This is a genomic window from Pseudomonas sp. GW821-FHT12A04, assembly GCF_058807755.1.
The window spans coordinates 303,224-323,588 of sequence record NZ_JBXAQZ010000004.1 but is presented as its reverse complement, the minus strand read 5'-3'; the positions used below and the strand labels follow the sequence as shown (position 1 = coordinate 323,588).

Sequence of the window (20,365 nt, the reverse complement as noted above, 5' to 3'; positions counted from 1 at the left end):
GTTTTTATCGTGTTGCTTGTAGCCCTTAGTGCACCAGCATGCCGGTGAACCAGTAGGCCTGGGCCAACGTGATCAAGCCGACAATCGTTGCAAAGAATAGGCTGTGCTTGAGGGTGAAGCGGAACAGATCCGATTCTTTACCCACCAGGCCGGTCGCGGCACAAGCCACGGCGATCGATTGTGGCGAGATCATCTTGCCGGTCACGCCACCACTGGTGTTCGCCGCCACCAGCAAGGTGTCGTTGACGCCGATCTGGTGCGCAGTGGTCGCTTGCAGCGAACTGAACAGGGCGTTGGACGAGGTATCGGAGCCGGTGAGGAACACGCCCAGCCAGCCGAGGAACGGCGAGAAGAACGGGAACGCTGCACCGGTGCCTGCCAACACCAGGGCCATGGTCGAAGACATGCCCGAGTAGTTGGTGACGAAGGCAAACGCCAGCACCATGCCGATGGACAGGATCGGCCAGCGCAGTTCGTAGAAGGTCTCTTTAAAAGTGGTCAGACCAGTTTTGATATTGATCTTCAGCACTAGCATGGAGATCAGCGCCGAGAAGAAAATCGCCGTGCCGGTGGCGGAAATCGGGTCCAGTTTGAACACTGCCGGAAGGGCGGTTGGCGCGACTACGATCGGTGCGACCTTGATCACCATCTGGTCCAGATGCGGGATGGCGAAGTTGAATACGAAGCTGTACATCGAACCGCCGGCGGCGAACATCGCCTTGAACGGCTTCAGGGTCCAGATGGTGACCAGTACGGTCAGGATCAGGAACGGCGACCATGCCTTGAAGATTTCCCCAAGGCTGTAGGGCGAAGCCACGGTGGTGCGCTTCTGGCCGAAACCACCGACGCTGGCGCTCACCACGGAGGCCGAGACAGCGCCGACGATGTGTTGGCCGGCGGCGCGTTTTGGTTGCCAGACTTTCAGGAACAGGGTCAGGGAAATCAGGCTGGCCAGGGCCGAGGTGATGTCCGGCAGTTCCGGGCCGATGAAGTTCGAGGTGAAGTACTGGGTGACGGCAAAGCTCAAGCCGGCCACCAGCGCTGCCGGCCACGTTTCCCGCACGCCGCGCAGGCCGTCCATCATGAACACCAGCCAGAACGGCACGAACAGCGACAGCAGCGGCAGTTGGCGGCCGGTCATGGCGCCGATCTTGAACGCGTCGATACCGGTCACTTGCCCGGCAACGATGATCGGAATGCCCAGGGCGCCGAAGGCCACCGGCGCGGTGTTGGCGATCAGGCACAGGCCGGCGGCGTACAGCGGGTTGAAGCCAAGTCCTACCAGCAGCGCAGCGGTAATCGCCACGGGGGCGCCAAAACCGGCTGCACCTTCGAGGAAGGCGCCGAAGCAGAAACCGATCAGCAGAACCTGCAGGCGCTGGTCATCGGTGATCGACAGAACCGAACTGCGGATGACTTCAAACTGCCCGCTCTTGACCGTCAGTTTGTAGAGGAACACCGCTGCCACGATGATCCAGGCGATCGGCCACAGGCCATAGGCGAAGCCATACCCGGCGGCGGCGAACGCCATATCGACCGGCATCTGGAAGGCGAAGATCGCCACCAGGATCGACAAGGCCAAGGTGATGCTGCCGGCCACATGTCCTTTGAGGCGGAACACGGCCAAAGCCAGGAAGAAAAATACGATGGGGATGACGGCGGCGAGTGCGGACAAGCCGAGGCTGCCAAGCGGGGTATAGAGCTGTTGCCAGGTTTGCATATGGGGTGGCCCCTAATTGTTGTTGGTCAGGCACTGATCAGCGTTCTTGGATAATTGGTAAGACCAATTTACAATCGCTGTTGGCTAGGGTAAAAGCCTTGTAGGCGGTGTGTCAATTTGCCGCCCTAAAACTTTTGTCGAATGCAAAGTCCGCAGGTCGCCTGCCTGGTAAGACCAAATGCGTTGTGGCAGGTGCTGGCGCGGCGCCGATAGGCCAGAATAGAGCCCCGGCGAGCCGTCGGATCGTGGAGTAATCGAGTTATGGGGTTTGATCAGATTCGTCAGCGCCGTTTGTCTGACGATATTGTCGAGCAGCTTGAGGGCATGATCCTCGAGGGCACGCTGAAAGCGGGTGAGCGCTTGCCGGCCGAACGTGCGTTGGCCGAACAATTTGGCGTGTCACGCCCTTCATTGCGCGAAGCCATTCAGAAGCTGACCGCCAAAGGCCTGCTGGTCAGTCGTCAGGGCGGCGGCAACTATGTGGTGGAGTCGCTGGGTAGCACCTTCAGTGATCCCTTGTTGCAGCTGCTGGAAAGCAACCCCGAGGCACAGCGCGATCTGCTGGAGTTTCGGCATACGCTGGAAGCGTCTTGCGCCTACTATGCGGCGTTGCGTGCCACTGATGTGGATCGCGAGCGACTGACCGCAGCATTCAACGAATTACAGGACTGCTATTCGCGTCACGAAGAGGTGAGTCGTGCCGAAGAGGGTGCGGCGGACGCAAGCTTTCACCTGGCGATCGCCGAGGCCAGCCACAATGCCGTGTTGCTACACACCATTCGCGGGCTGTTCGACCTGCTCAAGCGCAACGTGGTGACCAACATCGGTGGCATGTACAAACAGCGCACTGAAACCCGCGACATGCTGATCACGCAGCATCGGGAGTTGTATCAGGCGATTATCGAAGGGCGGGCGGAGCAGGCGCGGAAAGTTTCCAGCCGACACATTCTGTATGTGCAGGAGGTACTGGAGGAGGTGCGTCAGGAAGTGCAGCGCGTGGCCCGGGCGGAACGGCGCAAGGGAATGTAGCTAGTCGGCTCCATATCATTTGTGAGGTTGCTTTCGCGGGCAAGCCCGCTCCCACAGGTACACCGAAACCCTGTGGGAGCGGGCTTGCCCGCGAAGGGGCCTCAAGGCGAAAGAGTCAGTCTTCCTTGCCCTTGTTGCGCACCGCACGCTGCAACTCGCGACCGGCGTCGCGTTCGCGCTCGGTATCGCGCTTGTCGTATTCCTTCTTGCCCTTGCCCAGAGCGATCTCGCACTTGACCATGTGCTTGCTCCAGTACCAGGACAGGCATACGCAGGCGTAACCCTTTTGCTGCACGGCCGCGGCCAGCTTTTCCAGCTCGCGCCGGTTGAGCAGCAATTTACGGGTGCGCACCGGATCGGCAATGACGTGGGTACTGGCGGTCGTCAGGGGCGTAATGTGGCTGCCGAGCAGCCAGGCTTCGCCATCCTTGAGCAGTACGTAGCTGTCAACCAACTGCAGTTTGCTTGCCCGCAGACTTTTTACTTCCCAGCCGGCCAGGACCAGACCAGCCTCGAAACGATGTTCGATGAAGTAATCGTGTCGCGCCTTTTTGTTTTGCGCGATGGTCCCTGTTGGGTGTTTCTTCTGTTTAGCCATAGGGGCGGCATTATAGGGAGTTGCACGCGAGTCGGCTACGGTGTTGCTACGTGCTTGAGCAGGTTGATTGAATCCCGGACAATGCGGCCTCTTTTTTGAACGCTTGGGCGTGATAACGATGTCGACAGACAAGGTTTCTGTCCACGGCAGTTGGGCTAGCCGCTGGGTCTTCATACTCGCCGCGACCGGTTCGGCCGTGGGGCTGGGTAGTATCTGGAAATTCCCGTACATGGTCGGCGTCTATGGCGGCGGCGCCTTCGTGCTGATGTTCCTGGCCTGTATCGCATTGATCGGCGTGCCGGTCATGCTGGCGGAAACCCTGATCGGCCGGCGTGCCCGGCAAAGTCCGGCCAATGCCTTGAAGATGCTGGCGGTCGAGGCGGGGCACTCGGCCAAATGGTCCTGGGGCGCGTTTGCCGGGATGATCACTGCATTGCTGATCCTGTCGTTCTACAGTGTGGTTGGCGGCTGGTCGCTGGACTACATCATCGACATGGGGCGTGGCGACTTCCAGGGCGCGACGCCTGATCAAGTGGGGGCTTACTTCGGCAATGTGATCGCCGATCCCTGGCGCCTGACACTTTGGCACACGATTTTCATGCTGTTGTCAGCGGTGGTGATCGCCAAGGGCGTGGTTGCCGGGCTTGAACGCAGTTTGCGCATCATGATGCCGTTGTTGTTCGTGATGATCCTCGTGCTGCTGGGCTACAGCATGACCACCGGGCATTTCATGGCGGGCGTGCATTTCATGTTCGACTTCCACCCGGAAAAGGTCATGGACGGCTTGTTGCCCGCGATGGGGCATGCGTTCTTTTCCCTGAGCGTGGGCGTTGGCTCGATCATGATCTACGGTGCGTACATGCCGAAGAACTCATCGATTTCAGGGACGGTTGTCGGCGTGGCGCTGCTCGACACCTTCGTTTCCCTGGTGGCCGGCCTGGCGTTGTTTCCGATTGTTTTCGCGGCGGGCCTGAATCCGAGCGAAGGGCCGGGGCTGATGTTCGTCAGCCTGCCGTTTGCCTTCGGTAACGTAGCGTTCGGGCAATTGATGGGTGTTGTGTTCTTCGTGCTGGTGGCGGTCGCTGCCTGGAGTTCGGCGATTTCCCTGCTGGAACCGATGGTGGCCTATCTGGTCGAGCGCACTAAAGTGAGTCGTGCCTGGGTCACCTTCTGGCTGGCGTTCAGCTGCTGGTTTGTCGGCCTGGGTACGGTGTTCTCCTTCAATATCTGGAAGGAGGCCAAGTTCTTCGTGAACGAAGGCGGGATGTTCCACCTCTACCAATGGGGAGCGACCGGTGGCCTCGACTTCTTTGGCGTGATCGATTTCTTCACCTCGCGACTCATGCTGCCGCTTGGCGGTTTGTGTTTCGTGGTGTTTGCGGGCTGGATCATGGGGCGTGAAGCGGTGCGCGACGAGTTGTCGATCCGTAACCCTGCGCTGTTTGGCCTGTCCTTGTTCTTGATGCGCTATGTGGCGCCCATCGGCATTCTCGTAGTGTTTGCCGCCCAGCTGTGGAAGTGACGCTGACATGACGACACACATTTCACGTTCGGCCTTGCTGCCGTACCCGGCGCAAGCGCTGTATGACCTGGTCAACGACGTGGCGCGCTATCCGGAGTTTCTGCCGTGGTGCTCGTCCGCCGAAGTCCTGGAGAGCTCACCTGAGCATATGCGGGCGAGTGTCGGCGTTGCGAAGGGTGGCCTCAGTCAGCATTTCGTGACGCGCAACACGTTGATTCCGGGGCAGTCGATCGAAATGAATCTCGAAGAGGGCCCTTTCACCCAATTGCATGGCATCTGGGTATTCAAGGCGCTGACCGATAAAGCCTGCAAGATCAGCCTCGATCTGTCGTTCGATTATGCCGGGCCGCTGGTTCGCGCCACTTTGGGGCCGCTGTTCAATCAGGCCGCCAACACTTTGGTGGATGCGTTCTGCCAGCGCGCCAAGCAGATACATGGTTGAGGTCATGATTGAAGTCGAGGTGGTCTACGCGGCCGTAGACCGTCAGGTGCTGCTGACAGTGGCAGTACCTGTCGGAACGACCGTGCGGGCGGCCTTGCTCAGGTCGGCCGTGGCTGAAGAGTTTCCGGAGCTGGATCTGACCCATTGCCCTGTGGGGATCTTCGGCAAGGTGGTCGCTGACCCGGGGAGTCGGGTAGTCCAGGCCGGGGATCGCATCGAGATTTACCGCCCGTTGCTGGCCGATCCGAAAGAGGTGCGCCGACTGCGCGCGGCGAAAGCTGCCGAGGCCAAAGCGCGGAATCAGTGAGTGGCTTGAACGCCAGACAATAAAAAGCCCGGGCATGCCGGGCTTTTTATTGCGTCGCAAATTATTGCGGCGAGGTGTCCAGTGGCTCCGGCGTCGGGACCGGAACGGTTTCTACGCCGTCGACGTCCTTCTGGATCTGATCCAGCAGCGAACCTGGCTTGACCGGTTTTTCCGGTTTTGGCTTCTCGACGTTTTCTGTCGGGGCAGCCACTGTCGTGCCGCTGTCCTTGCCGAGAATGGCTTCGTCACGGCTCACGCCTGGCATGAAATCACCGGAGAGGCTGACAAGCTGATCATTTGGGTTGAAGATAACGCTAATGCGTTCCTGTTGGCGTTCACCGCCACCCGGTTGCAGGCTGTACAGATAATCCCAGCGATCGGCATGGAACGTGTCAGTCAGCAGAGGGTTGCCCATGATAAACCGTACTTGCTTACGGGTCATTCCCGGGCGTAACTGGTCTATCATGTCCTGCGTGACGACATTGCCCTGCTGGATGTCGATTTTGTAAACCCCGGGGAATGAACAACCGGCGAGTGCGAGCAGTCCCACAAAGGTGAAACTGGTTAGCAAGAGCTTGGTGTTTTGCATCGGTGGGCGACTTCCACTATCTTGGCTGGGACAACGTAAACGCCGATCATACCCGCATTAAGAGAAGCTGCGAAGCAGCATCGCGAGAAAGCTGACCATGGTTGAAAATAGCGAACTACGCAAAGCCGGCCTCAAAGTGACCCTTCCACGGGTCAAAATTCTGCAAATGCTCGATTCCGCCGAGCAGCGCCACATGAGTGCCGAGGATGTCTACAAGGCCCTTATGGAGGCTGGTGAGGACGTCGGTCTGGCCACGGTTTACCGTGTTCTGACTCAGTTCGAGGCAGCTGGCCTTGTGGTGCGGCACAACTTCGACGGAGGCCATGCGGTCTTCGAACTGGACGACGGAAAGCATCACGACCATATGGTCAACGTCGAAACCAGCGAAGTGATCGAATTCTTCGACGAAGAAATCGAGCGGCTTCAGAAAGCAATCGTCGACAAGTATGGCTTCGAGATGGTTGATCACAATCTGGTGCTGTACGTGCGCAAGAAAAAGTAAGCATGTCGCGCGAACATTCAGTTCGCGAAACGAACGAAGGCGACCCCAGGGTCGCCTTCGTGCTTTCTGCCTTTATTCAAGCTTTTGCGGCCACCACCATTTTTTTGGCATGCGCCAGGGATTCCTTGGTGAGGTCGATGCCGCCCAGCATCCGTGCGACTTCTTCGACGCGGTCGTTTTTGCTCAATCTGGAAACGGCCGTGCGGGTGGCATCTTCGCCGCGCACTTTATGCACAAATAGATGTTGATGGCCTTGCGCTGCCACTTGCGGCAAGTGGGTCACGGTCAGTACCTGCCCGCGCTCGCCGAGGCGACGCAACAGCTGGCCGACGATTTCTGCAGTCGGACCACCGATACCAACGTCCACTTCGTCGAACACTAGAGTGGGAACGCGAGATGTCTGCGCGGTGATCACCTGGATCGCCAGGCTGATCCGTGACAGCTCGCCTCCGGATGCAACTTTTGCCAAGGCTTTCAATGGTTGGCCCGGGTTGGCGCTGACCAGTAGTTCAACCTGTTCAAGTCCGTTAGGTAGTAGCTCGTCGCTACTGTTTGGGCGCAGCTCGATGGTGAAGCGCCCGCCAGGCATGCCCAGGCGCTGGATCTCCTGTTCCACGGCGCTGGCCAGGCTACTCGAGGCTTGATGACGCAGGTCGCTCAGTTCCCGAGCCTTTTCCTGATAATGGCGAGCGTATGAAGACAGCTCGTCGCTCAGTCTCTCGATGGATTCGTCGTTGGCGTTGAGGGTTTCGATTTCATCCAGCAGTTTCTGCTGCATCTCGGCAACTTCGGTCGGCTGGATGCGGTGTTTGCGCGCCAGGGTGTAGATCGCGTCGAGGCGTTCTTCGAGGTATTGAAGGCGCGACGGATCGGCGTCGAAGTTGTCGAGGAAGCGGTTCAGTTCACCCACGGCTTCTTCAACCTGGATCTGTGCACTGGTCAACAGGCTGCTGGCTTCGCCCAGCGCACCGATCGAGCTGTTCACGCTCGACAGGCGGTTGAGGCTGGCGGTCAGGGCGTTCAGTACATTCCCGGAATCACTTTCACTGCATTGCTCGACGACTTGCCGGCAGATCCCGAGCAAGGTCTCGGCGTTGGTCAGGTTCTTGTGTTCCTGCTCGAGCTGCTCCAGCTCGTTGTCGCCAAGGCCAAGGTTCTCCAGTTCTTCGAGTTGATAGCTGAGCAACTGATGGCGGGCGCGTTGCTCATCGCCGGAGTTGGAGAGTCGCTCCAGTTCCTGGCGGGTCTGGCGCCAACGCTGGGCGGCGAGCTGAACCTGGCGGGCAAGGTCGGTCGCGCCGGCATACTCATCGAGCAGGCGGCGGTGAGTATCGGTCTTGAGCAGGGATTGGTGTTCGTGCTGGCTGTGAATGTCGATCAACAGCTCGCCCAGCGCCTTGAGGTCGCCAAGCGGGCAGGGCGTGCCGTTGATGTAGCCGCGCGAACGCCCTTCGGATGTGATGACCCGGCGCAGGATGCACGGGCCGTCGTTTTCGAGGTCGCGTTCGGCCAGCCAGGCGCTGGCTTCCGGAATGTCGACCAGATCGAAGGTGGCCAGGATATCGGCCTTGTCGGCGCCGGGGCGGACCACGCCGCTGTCGGCGCGATCACCCAGGGTAAGGCCCAGCGCGTCGAGCATGATCGACTTGCCCGCGCCGGTTTCTCCGGTGATCACGCTCATCCCGCGATCGAGTTCGAGATCGAGATGTTCAACGATGGCGTAGTTGTGTACGGACAGGTGCACCAGCATATGGGCCGCTCCCAGGTGTTAGGTCTGGTTATTTATACAGTGTTTTGTTTCGGGCTGACAATGCCCCTCGTTAGCTCGATTCGCTCGGACCGACGAAAGCCTTATCGCGACCGGGAATGACAAAGCAGTTGTTTTTTGTAGGGTTAATCGTCGACCCCCCTTGAAGCCGGATTTTGCGGCCCCATATAGCTGGGCAGACGCGCGAGTTGAGCTCGCGGACGAAATTGAAAGGAGAAATCTATGGCTGACGAACAGACAGTGGATACGCAAAACCCAGACGCCAACCAGGCGCCCGAGGCTTCGGGTGATGACCTGGCGGCTCGTGTACAAGTGCTCGAAGAGCAACTGGCAGGCGCTCAGGATCAGGCTTTGCGTGTAGCCGCCGATCTGCAGAACGTCCGCCGTCGCGCCGAGCAGGATGTGGAGAAGGCTCACAAGTTCGCGCTGGAAAAATTCGCCGGCGACCTGCTGCCGATCGTCGACAGCCTGGAGCGTGGCCTGGAACTGTCCAGCCCGGACGACGAAAGCATCCGTCCGATGCGCGAAGGCATCGAGCTGACCCTGAAAATGTTCCACGACACTCTCAAGCGTTATCAGCTTGAAGCGATCGATCCGCATGGCGAACCGTTCAACGCCGTTCAGCATCAGGCAATGGCCATGCAGGAAAGCGCCGATGTCGAGCCTAACAGCGTTCTGAAGGTGTTCCAGAAGGGCTATCAGCTCAATGGTCGCCTGTTGCGCCCGGCGATGGTCGTGGTCAGCAAGGCGCCTGCGCCGGTTTCGCCTTCGATTGACGAGCAGGCTTGAAATCCGCCGCAAGACCCCCATTTATAAGTCAAGCGTTTAAGTGCTACCGCAGTTAGCCACCACTGCTGCGGCAACCAAATCCAAAGTTTCGGGAGAGTGAACATGGGCAAAATTATCGGTATCGACCTGGGGACTACCAACTCCTGCGTCTCCGTGCTGGAAAACGGCAAGGCAAAAGTTATTGAAAACGCTGAAGGCGCGCGTACCACGCCGTCGATCATCGCTTACGCCAACGATGGCGAAATCCTGGTTGGCCAGTCGGCCAAGCGTCAGGCCGTGACCAATCCGCACAACACCCTGTATGCGGTGAAGCGTCTGATCGGTCGTCGTTTCGACGAAGAAGTCGTGCAGAAAGACATTCAGATGGTCCCTTACAAGATCGTCAAGGCTGACAACAGCGACGCCTGGGTTGAAGTGAACGGCCAGAAAATGGCACCGCCACAAATCTCGGCTGAAATCCTGAAGAAGATGAAGAAGACCGCCGAAGACTATCTCGGCGAGACCGTGACTGAAGCGGTGATCACCGTTCCGGCCTACTTCAACGACAGCCAGCGCCAGGCGACCAAAGACGCCGGCCGCATCGCTGGCCTGGACGTAAAACGTATCATCAACGAACCAACCGCAGCTGCTCTGGCTTACGGCATGGACAAGGCCAAGGGCGATCACACCGTGATCGTTTACGACCTGGGCGGCGGTACTTTCGACGTTTCCGTGATCGAGATCGCTGAAGTCGATGGCGAGCACCAGTTCGAAGTACTGGCCACCAACGGTGACACGTTCCTGGGCGGTGAGGACTTTGACATTCGTCTGATCGACTACCTCGTCGACGAATTCAAGAAAGAAAGCGGCATGAACCTCAAGGGCGACCCGCTGGCCATGCAGCGCCTGAAAGAAGCTGCTGAAAAAGCCAAGATCGAACTGTCCTCGAGCCAGTCGACCGACGTGAACCTGCCGTACATCACTGCAGACGCCACCGGTCCTAAGCACTTGAACGTGAAGATCTCCCGCGCCAAGCTCGAAGCGCTGGTGGAAGACCTGGTTCAGCGCACCATCGAACCTTGCCGCATCGCAATGAAAGATGCCGGTATCGACGTTGGCGCGATCAACGACGTGATCCTGGTGGGCGGTCAGACCCGTATGCCACTGGTTCAGAAGCTGGTAACCGAGTTCTTCGGTAAAGAAGCTCGTAAAGACGTCAACCCGGACGAAGCGGTTGCCATGGGTGCTGCCATCCAGGGTGCGGTACTGGCCGGTGACGTGAAAGACGTTCTGCTGCTCGACGTCAGCCCGCTGACCCTGGGTATCGAAACCATGGGTGGCGTGATGACTGCGCTGATCGAGAAAAACACCACGATTCCTACCAAGAAATCGCAAGTGTTCTCGACTGCCGACGACAACCAGGGCGCCGTGACCATTCACGTGCTGCAAGGCGAGCGTAAGCAAGCCGCACAGAACAAGTCCCTGGGCAAGTTCGACCTGGCCGACATTCCACCAGCTCCACGTGGCGTGCCGCAGATCGAAGTGACCTTCGACATCGATGCCAACGGCATCCTGCACGTAGGTGCGAAGGACAAGGCTACCGGCAAGACTCAGTCGATCGTGATCAAGGCCAACTCCGGTCTGTCCGACGAAGAAATCGAGCGCATGGTGCGTGATGCCGAGGCTAACGCCGAGGAAGATCGCAAGTTCGAAGAGCTGGCCGCTGCCCGTAACCAGGGCGATGCACTGGTTCACTCGACTCGCAAAATGGTCTCCGACGCCGGCGATAAAGTGACCGCTGAAGAGAAGACTGCAATCGAAGCTGCCGTAGTTGCCCTGGAAGCCGCCGTTAAAGGCGACGACAAGGCTGCTATCGACGCCAAGGTTGAAGAGCTGTCGAAAGTCTCCGCTCCAGTGGCGCAGAAGATGTACGCCGAACAGGCTCAGCCTGCTGAAGGCGCGGCACCGCACGACGACAAGGCGGAAAAGGCTGACGACGTTGTCGACGCCGAGTTCGAAGAAGTCAAAGACCACAAGTAAGTTGTTGGTCGGCCGGTTGACTGCCTTTAGGCGGTGACTGGTAGGATGTCGCCGCGCGGGAGCTTGCTCCCGCGTTGGCGTATCTGGAATACGCGAATTTTTACAGCATGCGACAACGTTCACGTGCTGGTGGTATGGCCGGAAATGCTCCTGCTTTTCGTGCCGCAAGTACCGCAAGAATCAAAGACCAGGATCGTTGAATTGACGTGAGTTGGGTCCGGGCCTGTATTGGGGCTCAACGAGTTCGGCAAACTCAGGAGGGTTTTGTCGGACGTCCTCAAGAGTGCAAAGACTTATGGCAAAGCGTGACTATTACGAAGTGTTGGGTGTTGAGCGTGGCTCAAGCGAAGCGGACCTGAAGAAGGCTTACCGTCGCCTGGCGATGAAGCACCACCCGGACCGTAATCCCGATGACAAGGCGTCGGAAGAGATGTTCAAGGAGGCCAACGAGGCCTACGAAGTGCTGTCCGATTCCAGCAAGCGCGCGGCGTACGACCAGTACGGCCATGCCGGTGTCGACCCGAGCATGGGTGGCGGCGGTGCCGGTTTCGGCGGTCAGAACTTCTCCGACATCTTTGGTGATGTCTTCAGTGACTTCTTCGGTGGCGGTCGCGGCGGTTCCCGTGGCGGTGCTCAGCGCGGCAGTGACTTGCGCTACACCCTGGAGCTGGATCTCGAAGAGGCGGTGCGCGGTACGACCGTGAATATCCGCGTTCCGACGCTGGTCAACTGCAAGCCTTGCGACGGCTCCGGCGCCAAGAAAGGTTCTGCGCCGGTGACCTGCCCGACTTGCGGCGGTATCGGCCAGGTGCGCATGCAGCAAGGTTTCTTCTCGGTGCAGCAGACCTGCCCGCGCTGCCATGGCCAAGGCAAGATCATTTCCGATCCGTGCGATTCCTGCCACGGCGAAGGTCGTGTCGAAGAGTACAAGACCCTCTCGGTGAAGGTGCCGGCCGGTGTCGATACCGGTGATCGCATTCGTCTGTCCGGCGAAGGCGAGGCGGGTGCCCAGGGTGGCCCGACTGGCGACCTGTACGTGGTGATCAATGTGCGCGAGCACTCGATTTTCCAGCGCGATGGCAAGCACCTGTTCTGCGAAGTGCCGATCAGCTTCGTCGATGCGGCGCTGGGTGGCGAGCTGGAGATTCCGACCCTTGATGGCCGGGTCAAGCTGAAGATCCCTGAGGGGACCCAGACCGGCAAGCAGTTCCGTGTGCGCGGCAAGGGTGTCGCGCCAGTGCGTGGCGGTGGTGCTGGCGACTTGATGTGCCGCGTGGCGGTCGAGACTCCGGTCAACCTGAGCCGTCGCCAGCGTGAAATGCTCGAGGAATTCCGTAGTTCGCTGGCGGATGACAACAGCCATTCGCCAAAAACCACCGGTTGGTTCGAAGGCGTGAAGCGCTTCTTCGGCGATTTGTAAGGAGACAGACATGCGACGTATTGCAGTGATGGGCGCCGCCGGGCGCATGGGCAAGACCCTGATTGAAGCCGTGCAGCAAACCCCGGGCGCCGGTCTGACGGCGGCGGTGGATCGTCCCGACAGCACGTTGGTCGGCGCGGATGCCGGTGAGTTGGCTGCGCTGGGTCGTATCGGCGTGCCTCTGTCCGGTGATCTGGATCGGGTGGTTGACGAGTTCGACGTGCTGATCGACTTCACGCACCCGACGGTGACCCTGAAGAACCTGGCGTTCTGCCGTAAACACGGCAAGGCCATGATCATCGGTACCACCGGTTTCAGCGTTGAAGAAAAGCAGCTGCTGGCGGAAGCGGGCAAGGACATTCCGATTGTCTTCGCGGCCAACTTCAGTGTCGGGGTCAACCTGTGCCTGAAGTTGCTCGACACGGCCGCTCGCGTATTGGGCGACGATGTCGATATCGAAATCACCGAGGCTCACCATCGGCATAAAGTCGATGCGCCGTCCGGCACTGCCGTGCGCATGGGGGAGGTGATTGCCGATGCGTTGGGTCGCGATCTGAAAAAGGTGGCGGTGTATGGCCGTGAGGGCCAGACCGGCGCTCGTGATCGCGAGACCATTGGTTTCGCCACTGTACGCGCTGGCGACATCGTCGGTGATCACACCGTGCTGTTCGCCGCCGACGGCGAGCGTGTCGAGATCACACACAAGGCATCCAGTCGCATGACGTTCGCCAAGGGTGCGGTGCGTGCCGCATTGTGGCTGGACGGGCGCGAGCCTGGCCTTTACGACATGCAAGACGTGCTCGATCTGCGTTAAGATGCACCCGAAATCGGGCTCGCGCACAGCGTTTGAGCCCGGTTTTGTTCCGCCAAGCGACGTCCTGTCGCATTCTCCAGCCTTTAAGGCTCATTGGCGGTAGACCAAAAAGGCCTTTTTCTGTAAGCTACAGCTTTAGTGTGTCCACTAAAAGCGCGCAGAATAATTCAGTGAAGAAGCGGGGTGACGTGTCCATACGTCACTCCGCTTTTTTACAACCTGCGATCGCCCTTTCAGGCTTTATTTACGGGAGGTCTTCTTGACTAAGCCAGCCATACTCGCCCTTGCTGATGGCAGCATTTTTCGCGGCGAAGCCATTGGAGCCGACGGTCAAACCGTTGGTGAGGTGGTGTTCAACACCGCAATGACCGGCTATCAGGAAATCCTTACCGATCCTTCCTACGCCCAACAGATTGTTACCCTGACTTACCCGCACATCGGCAACACCGGCACCACGCCGGAAGACGCCGAGTCCAACCGCGTCTGGTCTGCCGGCCTGGTCATCCGTGACCTGCCACTGGTGGCGAGCAACTGGCGTAACACGATGTCCCTGTCCGACTACCTGAAGGCCAACAATGTTGTGGCCATCGCCGGTATCGACACCCGCCGCCTGACGCGCATCCTGCGTGAAAAAGGCGCGCAGAACGGCTGCATCATGGCTGGTGACAACATTTCCGAAGCTGCCGCCATTGCCGCCGCCCAGGCTTTCCCTGGCCTCAAGGGCATGGACCTGGCGAAAGTCGTCAGCACCAAGGAAAGCTACGAGTGGCGCTCGACTGTCTGGGATCTGAAAACCGATAGCCACGCGACCATCGAAGCTTCCGAGTTGCCGTACCACGTGGTTGCCTACGACTACGGCGTCAAGGTGAACATCCTGCGCATGCTGGTCGAGCGCGGTTGCCGCGTGACCGTCGTGCCTGCGCAAACGCCTGCTGCCGATGTGCTGGCGCTGAAGCCGGACGGCGTATTCCTGTCCAACGGCCCAGGTGACCCGGAGCCTTGCGACTACGCGATCCAGGCGATCAAGGACGTGCTGGAAACCGAAATTCCGGTCTTCGGTATCTGCCTCGGCCACCAACTGCTGGCCCTGGCCTCCGGCGCCAAGACCCTGAAAATGGGTCATGGCCACCACGGTGCCAACCACCCCGTCCAGGACCTGGACAGCGGTGTGGTGATGATCACCAGCCAGAACCACGGTTTTGCCGTAGACGAAGCGACCCTGCCGGCCAACGTTCGCGCGATCCACAAATCGCTGTTCGACGGCACCCTGCAAGGTATCGAGCGTACCGACAAGAGCGCCTTCAGCTTCCAGGGTCACCCGGAAGCCAGCCCTGGCCCGAACGACGTAGCGCCATTGTTCGATCGCTTCATCACCGAGATGGCCAAGCGACGCTGATCGCTCGCCCTGATGTAGCAAGGCTTGAGGGTGGTCCCGATACCGGCGGCCCCCTCAAGGCTTCAGAGATTGAACAAGACGGCTTGCCGACTGACCTGCGGATTTGAGTGACAAACCCATGCCAAAACGTACAGACATTAAAAGCATCCTGATTCTCGGCGCTGGCCCGATCGTGATCGGCCAGGCCTGCGAATTCGACTACTCCGGCGCCCAGGCCTGTAAAGCCCTGCGCGAGGAGGGCTACCGCGTCATCCTGGTGAACTCCAACCCGGCCACCATCATGACCGACCCGGCCATGGCCGACGCGACCTACATCGAGCCGATCAAGTGGCAGACCGTTGCCAAGATCATCGAAAAAGAGCGTCCGGACGCGCTGCTGCCGACCATGGGCGGCCAGACTGCTCTGAACTGCGCCCTGGACCTGGAGCGCGAAGGCGTTCTGGAGAAGTTCGGCGTAGAGATGATCGGTGCCAACGCCGACACCATCGACAAGGCTGAAGACCGTTCGCGTTTCGACAAGGCGATGAAGTCCATCGGCCTGGCGTGCCCGCGTTCCGGTATCGCCCACAGCATGGAAGAGGCCAATGCGGTCCTCGAGAAGCTCGGCTTCCCGTGCATCATCCGTCCGTCCTTCACCATGGGCGGCACCGGTGGCGGTATCGCTTACAACCGTGAAGAGTTCGAAGAAATCTGCGCCCGTGGTCTGGACCTGTCGCCGACCAAGGAACTGCTGATCGACGAATCGCTGATCGGTTGGAAAGAGTACGAGATGGAGGTTGTCCGCGATAAGAAGGACAACTGCATCATCGTCTGCTCCATCGAAAACTTCGACCCGATGGGCGTGCACACCGGTGACTCGATCACCGTGGCACCTGCACAGACCCTGACTGACAAGGAATACCAGATCCTGCGTAACGCCTCCCTGGCGGTACTGCGCGAGATCGGCGTGGAAACCGGCGGCTCCAACGTTCAGTTCGGTATCTGCCCGAACACTGGCCGCATGGTCGTGATCGAGATGAACCCGCGTGTATCGCGCTCGTCGGCCCTGGCTTCGAAAGCCACCGGCTTCCCGATCGCCAAGGTTGCGGCCAAGCTGGCCGTGGGTTACACCCTCGACGAGCTGTCGAACGACATTACCGGCGGCAAGACCCCGGCGTCCTTCGAACCGTCCATCGACTACGTCGTCACCAAGCTGCCACGTTTTGCCTTCGAGAAGTTCTCCAAGGCTGACGCGCGCCTGACCACTCAGATGAAGTCGGTCGGTGAAGTCATGGCCATCGGCCGGACCTTCCAGGAGTCCCTGCAGAAAGCCCTGCGCGGCCTGGAAGTCGGTGTTTGCGGTCTGGACGAGAAGGTTGATCTGGCCAACCCGGAAAGCATGAGCGTGCTCAAGCGCGAGCTGACCGTGCCGGGCGCCGAGCGTATCTGGTACGTGGCGGACGCCATGCGCGCCGGCATGAGTGTTGAAGACATCTTCGGCATGACCATGATCGATCCTTGGTTCCTGGTGCAGATGGAAGACCTGATCAAGGACGAAGAGAAGGTCAAGACCCTGGGTCTGACCAGCATCGACCGCGATCTGATGTTCCGCCTCAAGCGCAAAGGTTTCTCCGATATGCGTCTGGCCAAACTGCTGGGTGTGACCGAGAAGAGCCTGCGTGCTCATCGTCACAAGCTGGAAATCTTCCCGGTCTACAAGCGCGTCGACACCTGCGCCGCTGAGTTCGCCACCGACACCGCTTACCTGTACTCGACGTACGAAGAAGAGTGCGAAGCGGCGCCATCGGGTCGCGACAAGATCATGATCCTGGGTGGCGGTCCGAACCGTATCGGCCAGGGCATCGAGTTCGACTACTGCTGCGTACACGCGGCACTGGCCCTGCGCGATGACGGGTACGAGACCATCATGGTCAACTGCAACCCGGAAACCGTTTCCACCGACTACGACACCTCCGATCGCCTGTACTTCGAACCAGTGACCCTGGAAGACGTGCTGGAAATCGTCCGCGTCGAGAAGCCAAAAGGCGTGATCGTCCAGTACGGCGGCCAGACCCCGCTGAAACTGGCTCGTGCCCTGGAAGCAGCTGGCGTGCCGATCATCGGCACCAGCCCAGATGCAATCGACCGCGCCGAAGACCGTGAGCGCTTCCAGCAGATGGTTCAGCGCCTGAACCTGCGTCAGCCGCCAAACGCCACCGTGCGCAGCGAAGACGAAGCGATTCGTGCCGCCGCCAAGATCGGTTACCCGCTGGTGGTACGTCCGTCCTATGTACTGGGCGGTCGTGCGATGGAAATCGTCTACGAAGAAGAAGAACTCAAGCGCTACCTGCGCGAAGCGGTTCAAGTGTCCAATGACAGCCCGGTGCTGCTGGACCACTTCCTCAATTGCGCCATCGAAATGGACGTTGATGCGGTCTGCGACGGCAAGGACGTGGTAATCGGCGCGATCATGCAGCACATCGAGCAGGCTGGCGTTCACTCCGGTGACTCCGCATGCTCGCTGCCGCCATACTCGCTGCCGGCGCACATCCAGGACGAGATGCGCGAACAGGTCAAGAAAATGGCCCTGGAGCTGGGTGTAGTCGGCCTGATGAACGTGCAGTTGGCGCTGCAAGGCGAAGACATCTACGTCATCGAAGTCAACCCGCGCGCTTCCCGTACCGTACCGTTCGTGTCCAAGTGCATCGGTGTTTCCCTGGCGATGATCGCGGCGCGCGTGATGGCCGGTAAAACCCTGAAAGAACTGGGTTTCACCAAGGAAATCATTCCGAACTTCTACAGCGTGAAAGAGGCGGTGTTCCCGTTCGCCAAATTCCCTGGCGTTGACCCGATCCTCGGCCCAGAGATGAAGTCCACCGGTGAAGTGATGGGCGTGGGCGACACCTTCGGTGAAGCGTTCGCCAAGGCCCAGATGGGTGCCAGCGAAGTGTTGCCAACCGGCGGTACTGCGTTCATCAGCGTGCGTGACGACGACAAGCCACTGGTTGCGGGCGTGGCCCGTGATCTGATCAACTTGGGCTTCGAAGTGGTCGCCACTGCCGGTACTGCCAAGCTGATCGAGGCTGCAGGCCTGAAAGTGCGCCGTGTGAACAAGGTGACCGAGGGTCGTCCGCACGTGGTCGACATGATCAAGAATGACGAAGTCACGCTGATCATCAACACCACCGAAGGTCGTCAGTCGATCGCTGATTCGTACTCCATTCGTCGTAATGCCCTGCAGCACAAGATTTACTGCACCACCACCATTGCTGCTGGCGAAGCCATCTGTGAAGCGCTGAAGTTCGGTCCCGAGAAGACCGTGCGCCGCTTGCAGGATCTACACGCAGGATTGAAGGCATGAGCATAACGAAGTACCCGATGACCGTTCAGGGCGCACGCGCCCTGGAAGAAGAGCACACTCACCTGACCAAGGTCGTTCGTCCGAAGCTTAGCCAGGACATCGGTACGGCCCGCGAGTTGGGTGACTTGAAGGAAAACGCCGAATACCACGCTGCCCGTGAGCAGCAAGGTATGGTCGAGGCGCGGATCCGTGATATCGAAGGTCGCATGCAGAATGCGGTGATCATCGATGTGACGACCATTCCTCACTCCGGCAAGGTGATTTTCGGCACAACCGTCGAAATCGCCAACGTCGAAACCGATGAAAGCGTGACTTACCAGATCGTTGGTGAGGATGAGGCTGACATCAAGCTCGGCAAGATCTCTGTCGGCTCGCCGATTGCCCGCGCCTTGATTGCCAAGGAAGAGGGTGATGTGGTTGCAGTCAAAACGCCTGGTGGCGTTATCGAGTACGAGATTGTCGAAGTTCGCCACGTCTGAAGGCCGGCGCCCGTTTCGTGCGGGCGTCATGCTTTGGCAGCTGACCCAGATGTTGTGGGTCGGCGGCTTGTGGTTGTTGCACGTCGGTCTTTTGCCGGTGCTGGGACGAATTGGCCTGGCACCGCTGCTGATCGATGAAATCGCAGGCATGCTCAATACGCTGGTAGTGGGATTCGCTACGGCGTGTGTGATATTGCAGGCTTTGGTGCTGGTTAAGGCCGAGGGCCTTGTCAGTCTATGGCGCGATATTCGCGGGCAACTGCTGTTGATGGCGCTGTATGCGTGCGCGATGTACTTCGTGGTGCGTTTCGGCTGGTCGGATGCCGTGCGTTGGCAGGCGTTCAGCTATCTTGTTCTGGGCTTTACCGGGCTGGTGCTGGTGTTGCAGCCGATGCCGGGATGGAGTGGCAGGGTGCGCGAAGCACACCCTTGACCCTTGCCATCACTTGAAGCGATGGACGTTCGACAGCTGCTTGTTGACGCTGAAGTTCTTGCGGTAGATCAGTGCCATCTTGCCGATGACCTGGACCAGATCCGCTTTGCCGACCTTGCAGAGCTCTGCAATGGACGCCAGGCGCGATTCGCGATCGAGGATGTTGAGCTTGATCTTGATCAGCTCGTGATCCGCCAATGCGCGTTCGAGTTCGGCTAACACACCTTCAGTCAAACCATTGTCTGCCACAATCAGAACCGGTTTCAGATGGTGGCCAATGGATTTGTACTGTTTCTTCTGCTCTTGAGTGAGCGGCATAATCTGACCCCTGCGTCTGATCTTGTAAAAAGCGGCGGCCAGTTTACCCGAGCGAGTCCGGGACCGCCCAGTTAATCACGACCCGTTTTATTTTCGAGGTGGCCCGTGGCCCGTTCCAAGACAAGCCTTAACTGGCTGAAAGAACATTTCAACGACCCATTCGTCAAAATGGCGCAAAAAGACGGGTATCGTTCCCGCGCCAGCTACAAACTGCTGGAGATCCAGGAAAAGGACCGTCTGATCCGCCCGGGCATGAGCGTAATCGACCTTGGAGCGGCCCCTGGTGGCTGGTCCCAGGTGACCAGTCGTCTGATTGGTGGGCAGGGGACATTGATCGCTTCTGACATTCTGGAAATGGACAGCATCCCGGACGTGACCTTCATTCAGGGCGACTTTACCGAGGATGCCGTGCTGGCCCAGATCCTCGATGCCGTCGGAAATAAGGAAGTAGACCTTGTGATTTCCGATATGGCCCCCAATATGAGTGGACTACCGGCCGTGGACATGCCGCGAGCGATGTTCTTGTGCGAGTTGGCACTGGATCTTTCGACTCGGGTGCTCAAGCCCGGTGGTGATTTTTTGATCAAGATCTTCCAGGGCGAAGGTTTCGACGAGTTCCACAAGAGCGTTCGCCAGCAGTTCGAGAAGGTGCAGATGCGCAAGCCGACTTCGTCGCGCGACCGTTCTCGTGAGCAGTACCTGCTGGGCCGTGGTTTCCGCGGACGCAGTGAGAGTTGAGTGAATTTTCGATCAAGGCGATAGGATTTTTGTATTACGCCTTGTCAGAATTAGCGAATATTGTGTAGGAAGTGTTTCACAAAGGGTTACAGACGGCGCCTGCCAAGTTGTAGGTAATGTAGTAAGTTAGGCCGGTGAATAT

General features: G+C 59.1%; 19 protein-coding genes. 14 read left to right on the top strand and 5 right to left on the bottom strand.

Annotation, left to right across the window (positions count from 1 at the left end; translation table 11 throughout):
- Positions 1-25 precede the first annotated feature (25 nt).
- The gene (locus AC1RS8_RS09120) at positions 26-1,720 is read right to left on the bottom strand and encodes a lactate permease LctP family transporter (protein ID WP_057716490.1); all 1,695 of its coding nucleotides are present in this window, start codon (positions 1,718-1,720) and stop codon (positions 26-28) included.
- Between the two features lie 261 nt (positions 1,721-1,981).
- Between AC1RS8_RS09120 and AC1RS8_RS09115 the strand changes: the two genes are divergently transcribed.
- On the top strand, positions 1,982-2,749 hold the full coding sequence (locus AC1RS8_RS09115) for a GntR family transcriptional regulator (RefSeq protein ID WP_489339721.1): 768 nt from the start codon (positions 1,982-1,984) through the stop codon (positions 2,747-2,749).
- Between the two features lie 115 nt (positions 2,750-2,864).
- Here AC1RS8_RS09115 and smpB read toward each other — a convergent pair whose 3' ends face one another.
- Entirely contained in the window at positions 2,865-3,347 is a 483-nt protein-coding gene (smpB, locus tag AC1RS8_RS09110) for an SsrA-binding protein SmpB (protein WP_008057382.1), read from the bottom strand.
- Between the two features lie 118 nt (positions 3,348-3,465).
- Between smpB and AC1RS8_RS09105 the strand changes: the two genes are divergently transcribed.
- The 3 genes from AC1RS8_RS09105 to AC1RS8_RS09095 are packed head-to-tail and all read left to right on the top strand — an operon-like array spanning position 3,466 to position 5,618.
- Positions 3,466-4,869, top strand: coding sequence for a sodium-dependent transporter (locus tag AC1RS8_RS09105; protein ID WP_489339722.1), 1,404 nt, complete (start codon positions 3,466-3,468; stop codon positions 4,867-4,869).
- Positions 4,870-4,876: 7 nt separating this feature from the next.
- Complete coding sequence (locus AC1RS8_RS09100; RefSeq protein ID WP_057716487.1) at positions 4,877-5,311, top strand: type II toxin-antitoxin system RatA family toxin; 435 nt, start codon at positions 4,877-4,879, stop codon at positions 5,309-5,311.
- The gene (locus tag AC1RS8_RS09095; RefSeq protein ID WP_057716486.1) at positions 5,304-5,618 is read left to right on the top strand and encodes an RnfH family protein; all 315 of its coding nucleotides are present in this window, start codon (positions 5,304-5,306) and stop codon (positions 5,616-5,618) included. Before AC1RS8_RS09100 ends, AC1RS8_RS09095 begins: the two co-directional genes overlap by 8 nt.
- Before the next feature lie 61 nt (positions 5,619-5,679).
- Here the strand turns inward: AC1RS8_RS09095 and AC1RS8_RS09090 are convergent, their stop codons facing one another.
- Positions 5,680-6,207 (bottom strand): outer membrane protein assembly factor BamE, encoded by a 528-nt coding sequence (locus tag AC1RS8_RS09090; protein ID WP_090453027.1) that lies wholly within the window; start codon positions 6,205-6,207, stop codon positions 5,680-5,682.
- A 97-nt stretch (positions 6,208-6,304) separates the two neighbouring features.
- Between AC1RS8_RS09090 and fur the strand changes: the two genes are divergently transcribed.
- Positions 6,305-6,709, top strand: coding sequence for a ferric iron uptake transcriptional regulator (fur, locus tag AC1RS8_RS09085; protein WP_003197684.1), 405 nt, complete (start codon positions 6,305-6,307; stop codon positions 6,707-6,709).
- A 76-nt stretch (positions 6,710-6,785) separates the two neighbouring features.
- Here the strand turns inward: fur and recN are convergent, their stop codons facing one another.
- On the bottom strand, positions 6,786-8,459 hold the full coding sequence (gene recN / locus AC1RS8_RS09080) for a DNA repair protein RecN (RefSeq protein WP_057716484.1): 1,674 nt from the start codon (positions 8,457-8,459) through the stop codon (positions 6,786-6,788).
- A gap of 240 nt (positions 8,460-8,699) precedes the next feature.
- On the opposite strand from recN, the gene grpE reads away from it, so the two are divergent.
- From grpE to AC1RS8_RS09040, 8 genes are all read left to right on the top strand, one after another.
- A complete protein-coding gene (grpE, locus tag AC1RS8_RS09075; protein ID WP_015093431.1) occupies positions 8,700-9,266 on the top strand; it encodes a nucleotide exchange factor GrpE in 567 nt (188 codons plus the stop codon).
- A 102-nt stretch (positions 9,267-9,368) separates the two neighbouring features.
- On the top strand, positions 9,369-11,285 hold the full coding sequence (gene dnaK / locus AC1RS8_RS09070; protein ID WP_057716483.1) for a molecular chaperone DnaK: 1,917 nt from the start codon (positions 9,369-9,371) through the stop codon (positions 11,283-11,285).
- Between the two features lie 295 nt (positions 11,286-11,580).
- On the top strand, positions 11,581-12,705 hold the full coding sequence (gene dnaJ / locus AC1RS8_RS09065) for a molecular chaperone DnaJ (RefSeq protein WP_057716482.1): 1,125 nt from the start codon (positions 11,581-11,583) through the stop codon (positions 12,703-12,705).
- 10 nt (positions 12,706-12,715) lie between these two features.
- Complete coding sequence (dapB, locus tag AC1RS8_RS09060; RefSeq protein WP_057716481.1) at positions 12,716-13,519, top strand: 4-hydroxy-tetrahydrodipicolinate reductase; 804 nt, start codon at positions 12,716-12,718, stop codon at positions 13,517-13,519.
- 259 nt (positions 13,520-13,778) lie between these two features.
- A complete protein-coding gene (carA, locus tag AC1RS8_RS09055) occupies positions 13,779-14,915 on the top strand; it encodes a glutamine-hydrolyzing carbamoyl-phosphate synthase small subunit (RefSeq protein WP_218494885.1) in 1,137 nt (378 codons plus the stop codon).
- Positions 14,916-15,033: 118 nt separating this feature from the next.
- Entirely contained in the window at positions 15,034-18,255 is a 3,222-nt protein-coding gene (carB, locus tag AC1RS8_RS09050) for a carbamoyl-phosphate synthase large subunit (protein ID WP_007988688.1), read from the top strand.
- 2 nt (positions 18,256-18,257) lie between these two features.
- Positions 18,258-18,734 carry a transcription elongation factor GreA gene (gene greA / locus AC1RS8_RS09045; RefSeq protein ID WP_057716674.1) on the top strand — a complete coding sequence of 159 codons (477 nt, stop codon included), beginning with the start codon at positions 18,258-18,260 and terminating at the stop codon, positions 18,732-18,734.
- Positions 18,735-18,762: 28 nt separating this feature from the next.
- Positions 18,763-19,167 carry an MFS transporter gene (locus tag AC1RS8_RS09040; RefSeq protein WP_489340599.1) on the top strand — a complete coding sequence of 135 codons (405 nt, stop codon included), beginning with the start codon at positions 18,763-18,765 and terminating at the stop codon, positions 19,165-19,167.
- Between the two features lie 9 nt (positions 19,168-19,176).
- Here AC1RS8_RS09040 and AC1RS8_RS09035 read toward each other — a convergent pair whose 3' ends face one another.
- Positions 19,177-19,485: a YhbY family RNA-binding protein gene (locus AC1RS8_RS09035; protein WP_007942889.1), complete on the bottom strand. Its 309-nt coding sequence runs from the start codon at positions 19,483-19,485 to the stop codon at positions 19,177-19,179.
- Positions 19,486-19,590: 105 nt separating this feature from the next.
- Between AC1RS8_RS09035 and rlmE the strand changes: the two genes are divergently transcribed.
- Positions 19,591-20,223, top strand: a complete 633-nt coding sequence (gene rlmE, locus AC1RS8_RS09030; protein ID WP_057716479.1) for a 23S rRNA (uridine(2552)-2'-O)-methyltransferase RlmE — start codon at positions 19,591-19,593, stop codon at positions 20,221-20,223.
- Positions 20,224-20,365: the final 142 nt, after the last annotated feature.

Coding starts and splice junctions, on each gene's coding strand:
- grpE (WP_015093431.1), top strand. CDS start 8,700: ATGGCTGACGAACAGACAGTGGATACGCAAAACCCAGACGCCAACCAG.
- AC1RS8_RS09120 (WP_057716490.1), bottom strand. CDS start 1,720: ATGCAAACCTGGCAACAGCTCTATACCCCGCTTGGCAGCCTCGGCTTG.
- AC1RS8_RS09095 (WP_057716486.1), top strand. CDS start 5,304: ATGGTTGAGGTCATGATTGAAGTCGAGGTGGTCTACGCGGCCGTAGAC.
- smpB (WP_008057382.1), bottom strand. CDS start 3,347: ATGGCTAAACAGAAGAAACACCCAACAGGGACCATCGCGCAAAACAAA.
- carB (WP_007988688.1), top strand. CDS start 15,034: ATGCCAAAACGTACAGACATTAAAAGCATCCTGATTCTCGGCGCTGGC.
- dnaJ (WP_057716482.1), top strand. CDS start 11,581: ATGGCAAAGCGTGACTATTACGAAGTGTTGGGTGTTGAGCGTGGCTCA.
- AC1RS8_RS09035 (WP_007942889.1), bottom strand. CDS start 19,485: ATGCCGCTCACTCAAGAGCAGAAGAAACAGTACAAATCCATTGGCCAC.
- AC1RS8_RS09040 (WP_489340599.1), top strand. CDS start 18,763: ATGCTTTGGCAGCTGACCCAGATGTTGTGGGTCGGCGGCTTGTGGTTG.
- dapB (WP_057716481.1), top strand. CDS start 12,716: ATGCGACGTATTGCAGTGATGGGCGCCGCCGGGCGCATGGGCAAGACC.
- fur (WP_003197684.1), top strand. CDS start 6,305: ATGGTTGAAAATAGCGAACTACGCAAAGCCGGCCTCAAAGTGACCCTT.
- dnaK (WP_057716483.1), top strand. CDS start 9,369: ATGGGCAAAATTATCGGTATCGACCTGGGGACTACCAACTCCTGCGTC.
- AC1RS8_RS09115 (WP_489339721.1), top strand. CDS start 1,982: ATGGGGTTTGATCAGATTCGTCAGCGCCGTTTGTCTGACGATATTGTC.
- AC1RS8_RS09090 (WP_090453027.1), bottom strand. CDS start 6,207: ATGCAAAACACCAAGCTCTTGCTAACCAGTTTCACCTTTGTGGGACTG.
- AC1RS8_RS09100 (WP_057716487.1), top strand. CDS start 4,877: ATGACGACACACATTTCACGTTCGGCCTTGCTGCCGTACCCGGCGCAA.
- AC1RS8_RS09105 (WP_489339722.1), top strand. CDS start 3,466: ATGTCGACAGACAAGGTTTCTGTCCACGGCAGTTGGGCTAGCCGCTGG.
- recN (WP_057716484.1), bottom strand. CDS start 8,459: ATGCTGGTGCACCTGTCCGTACACAACTACGCCATCGTTGAACATCTC.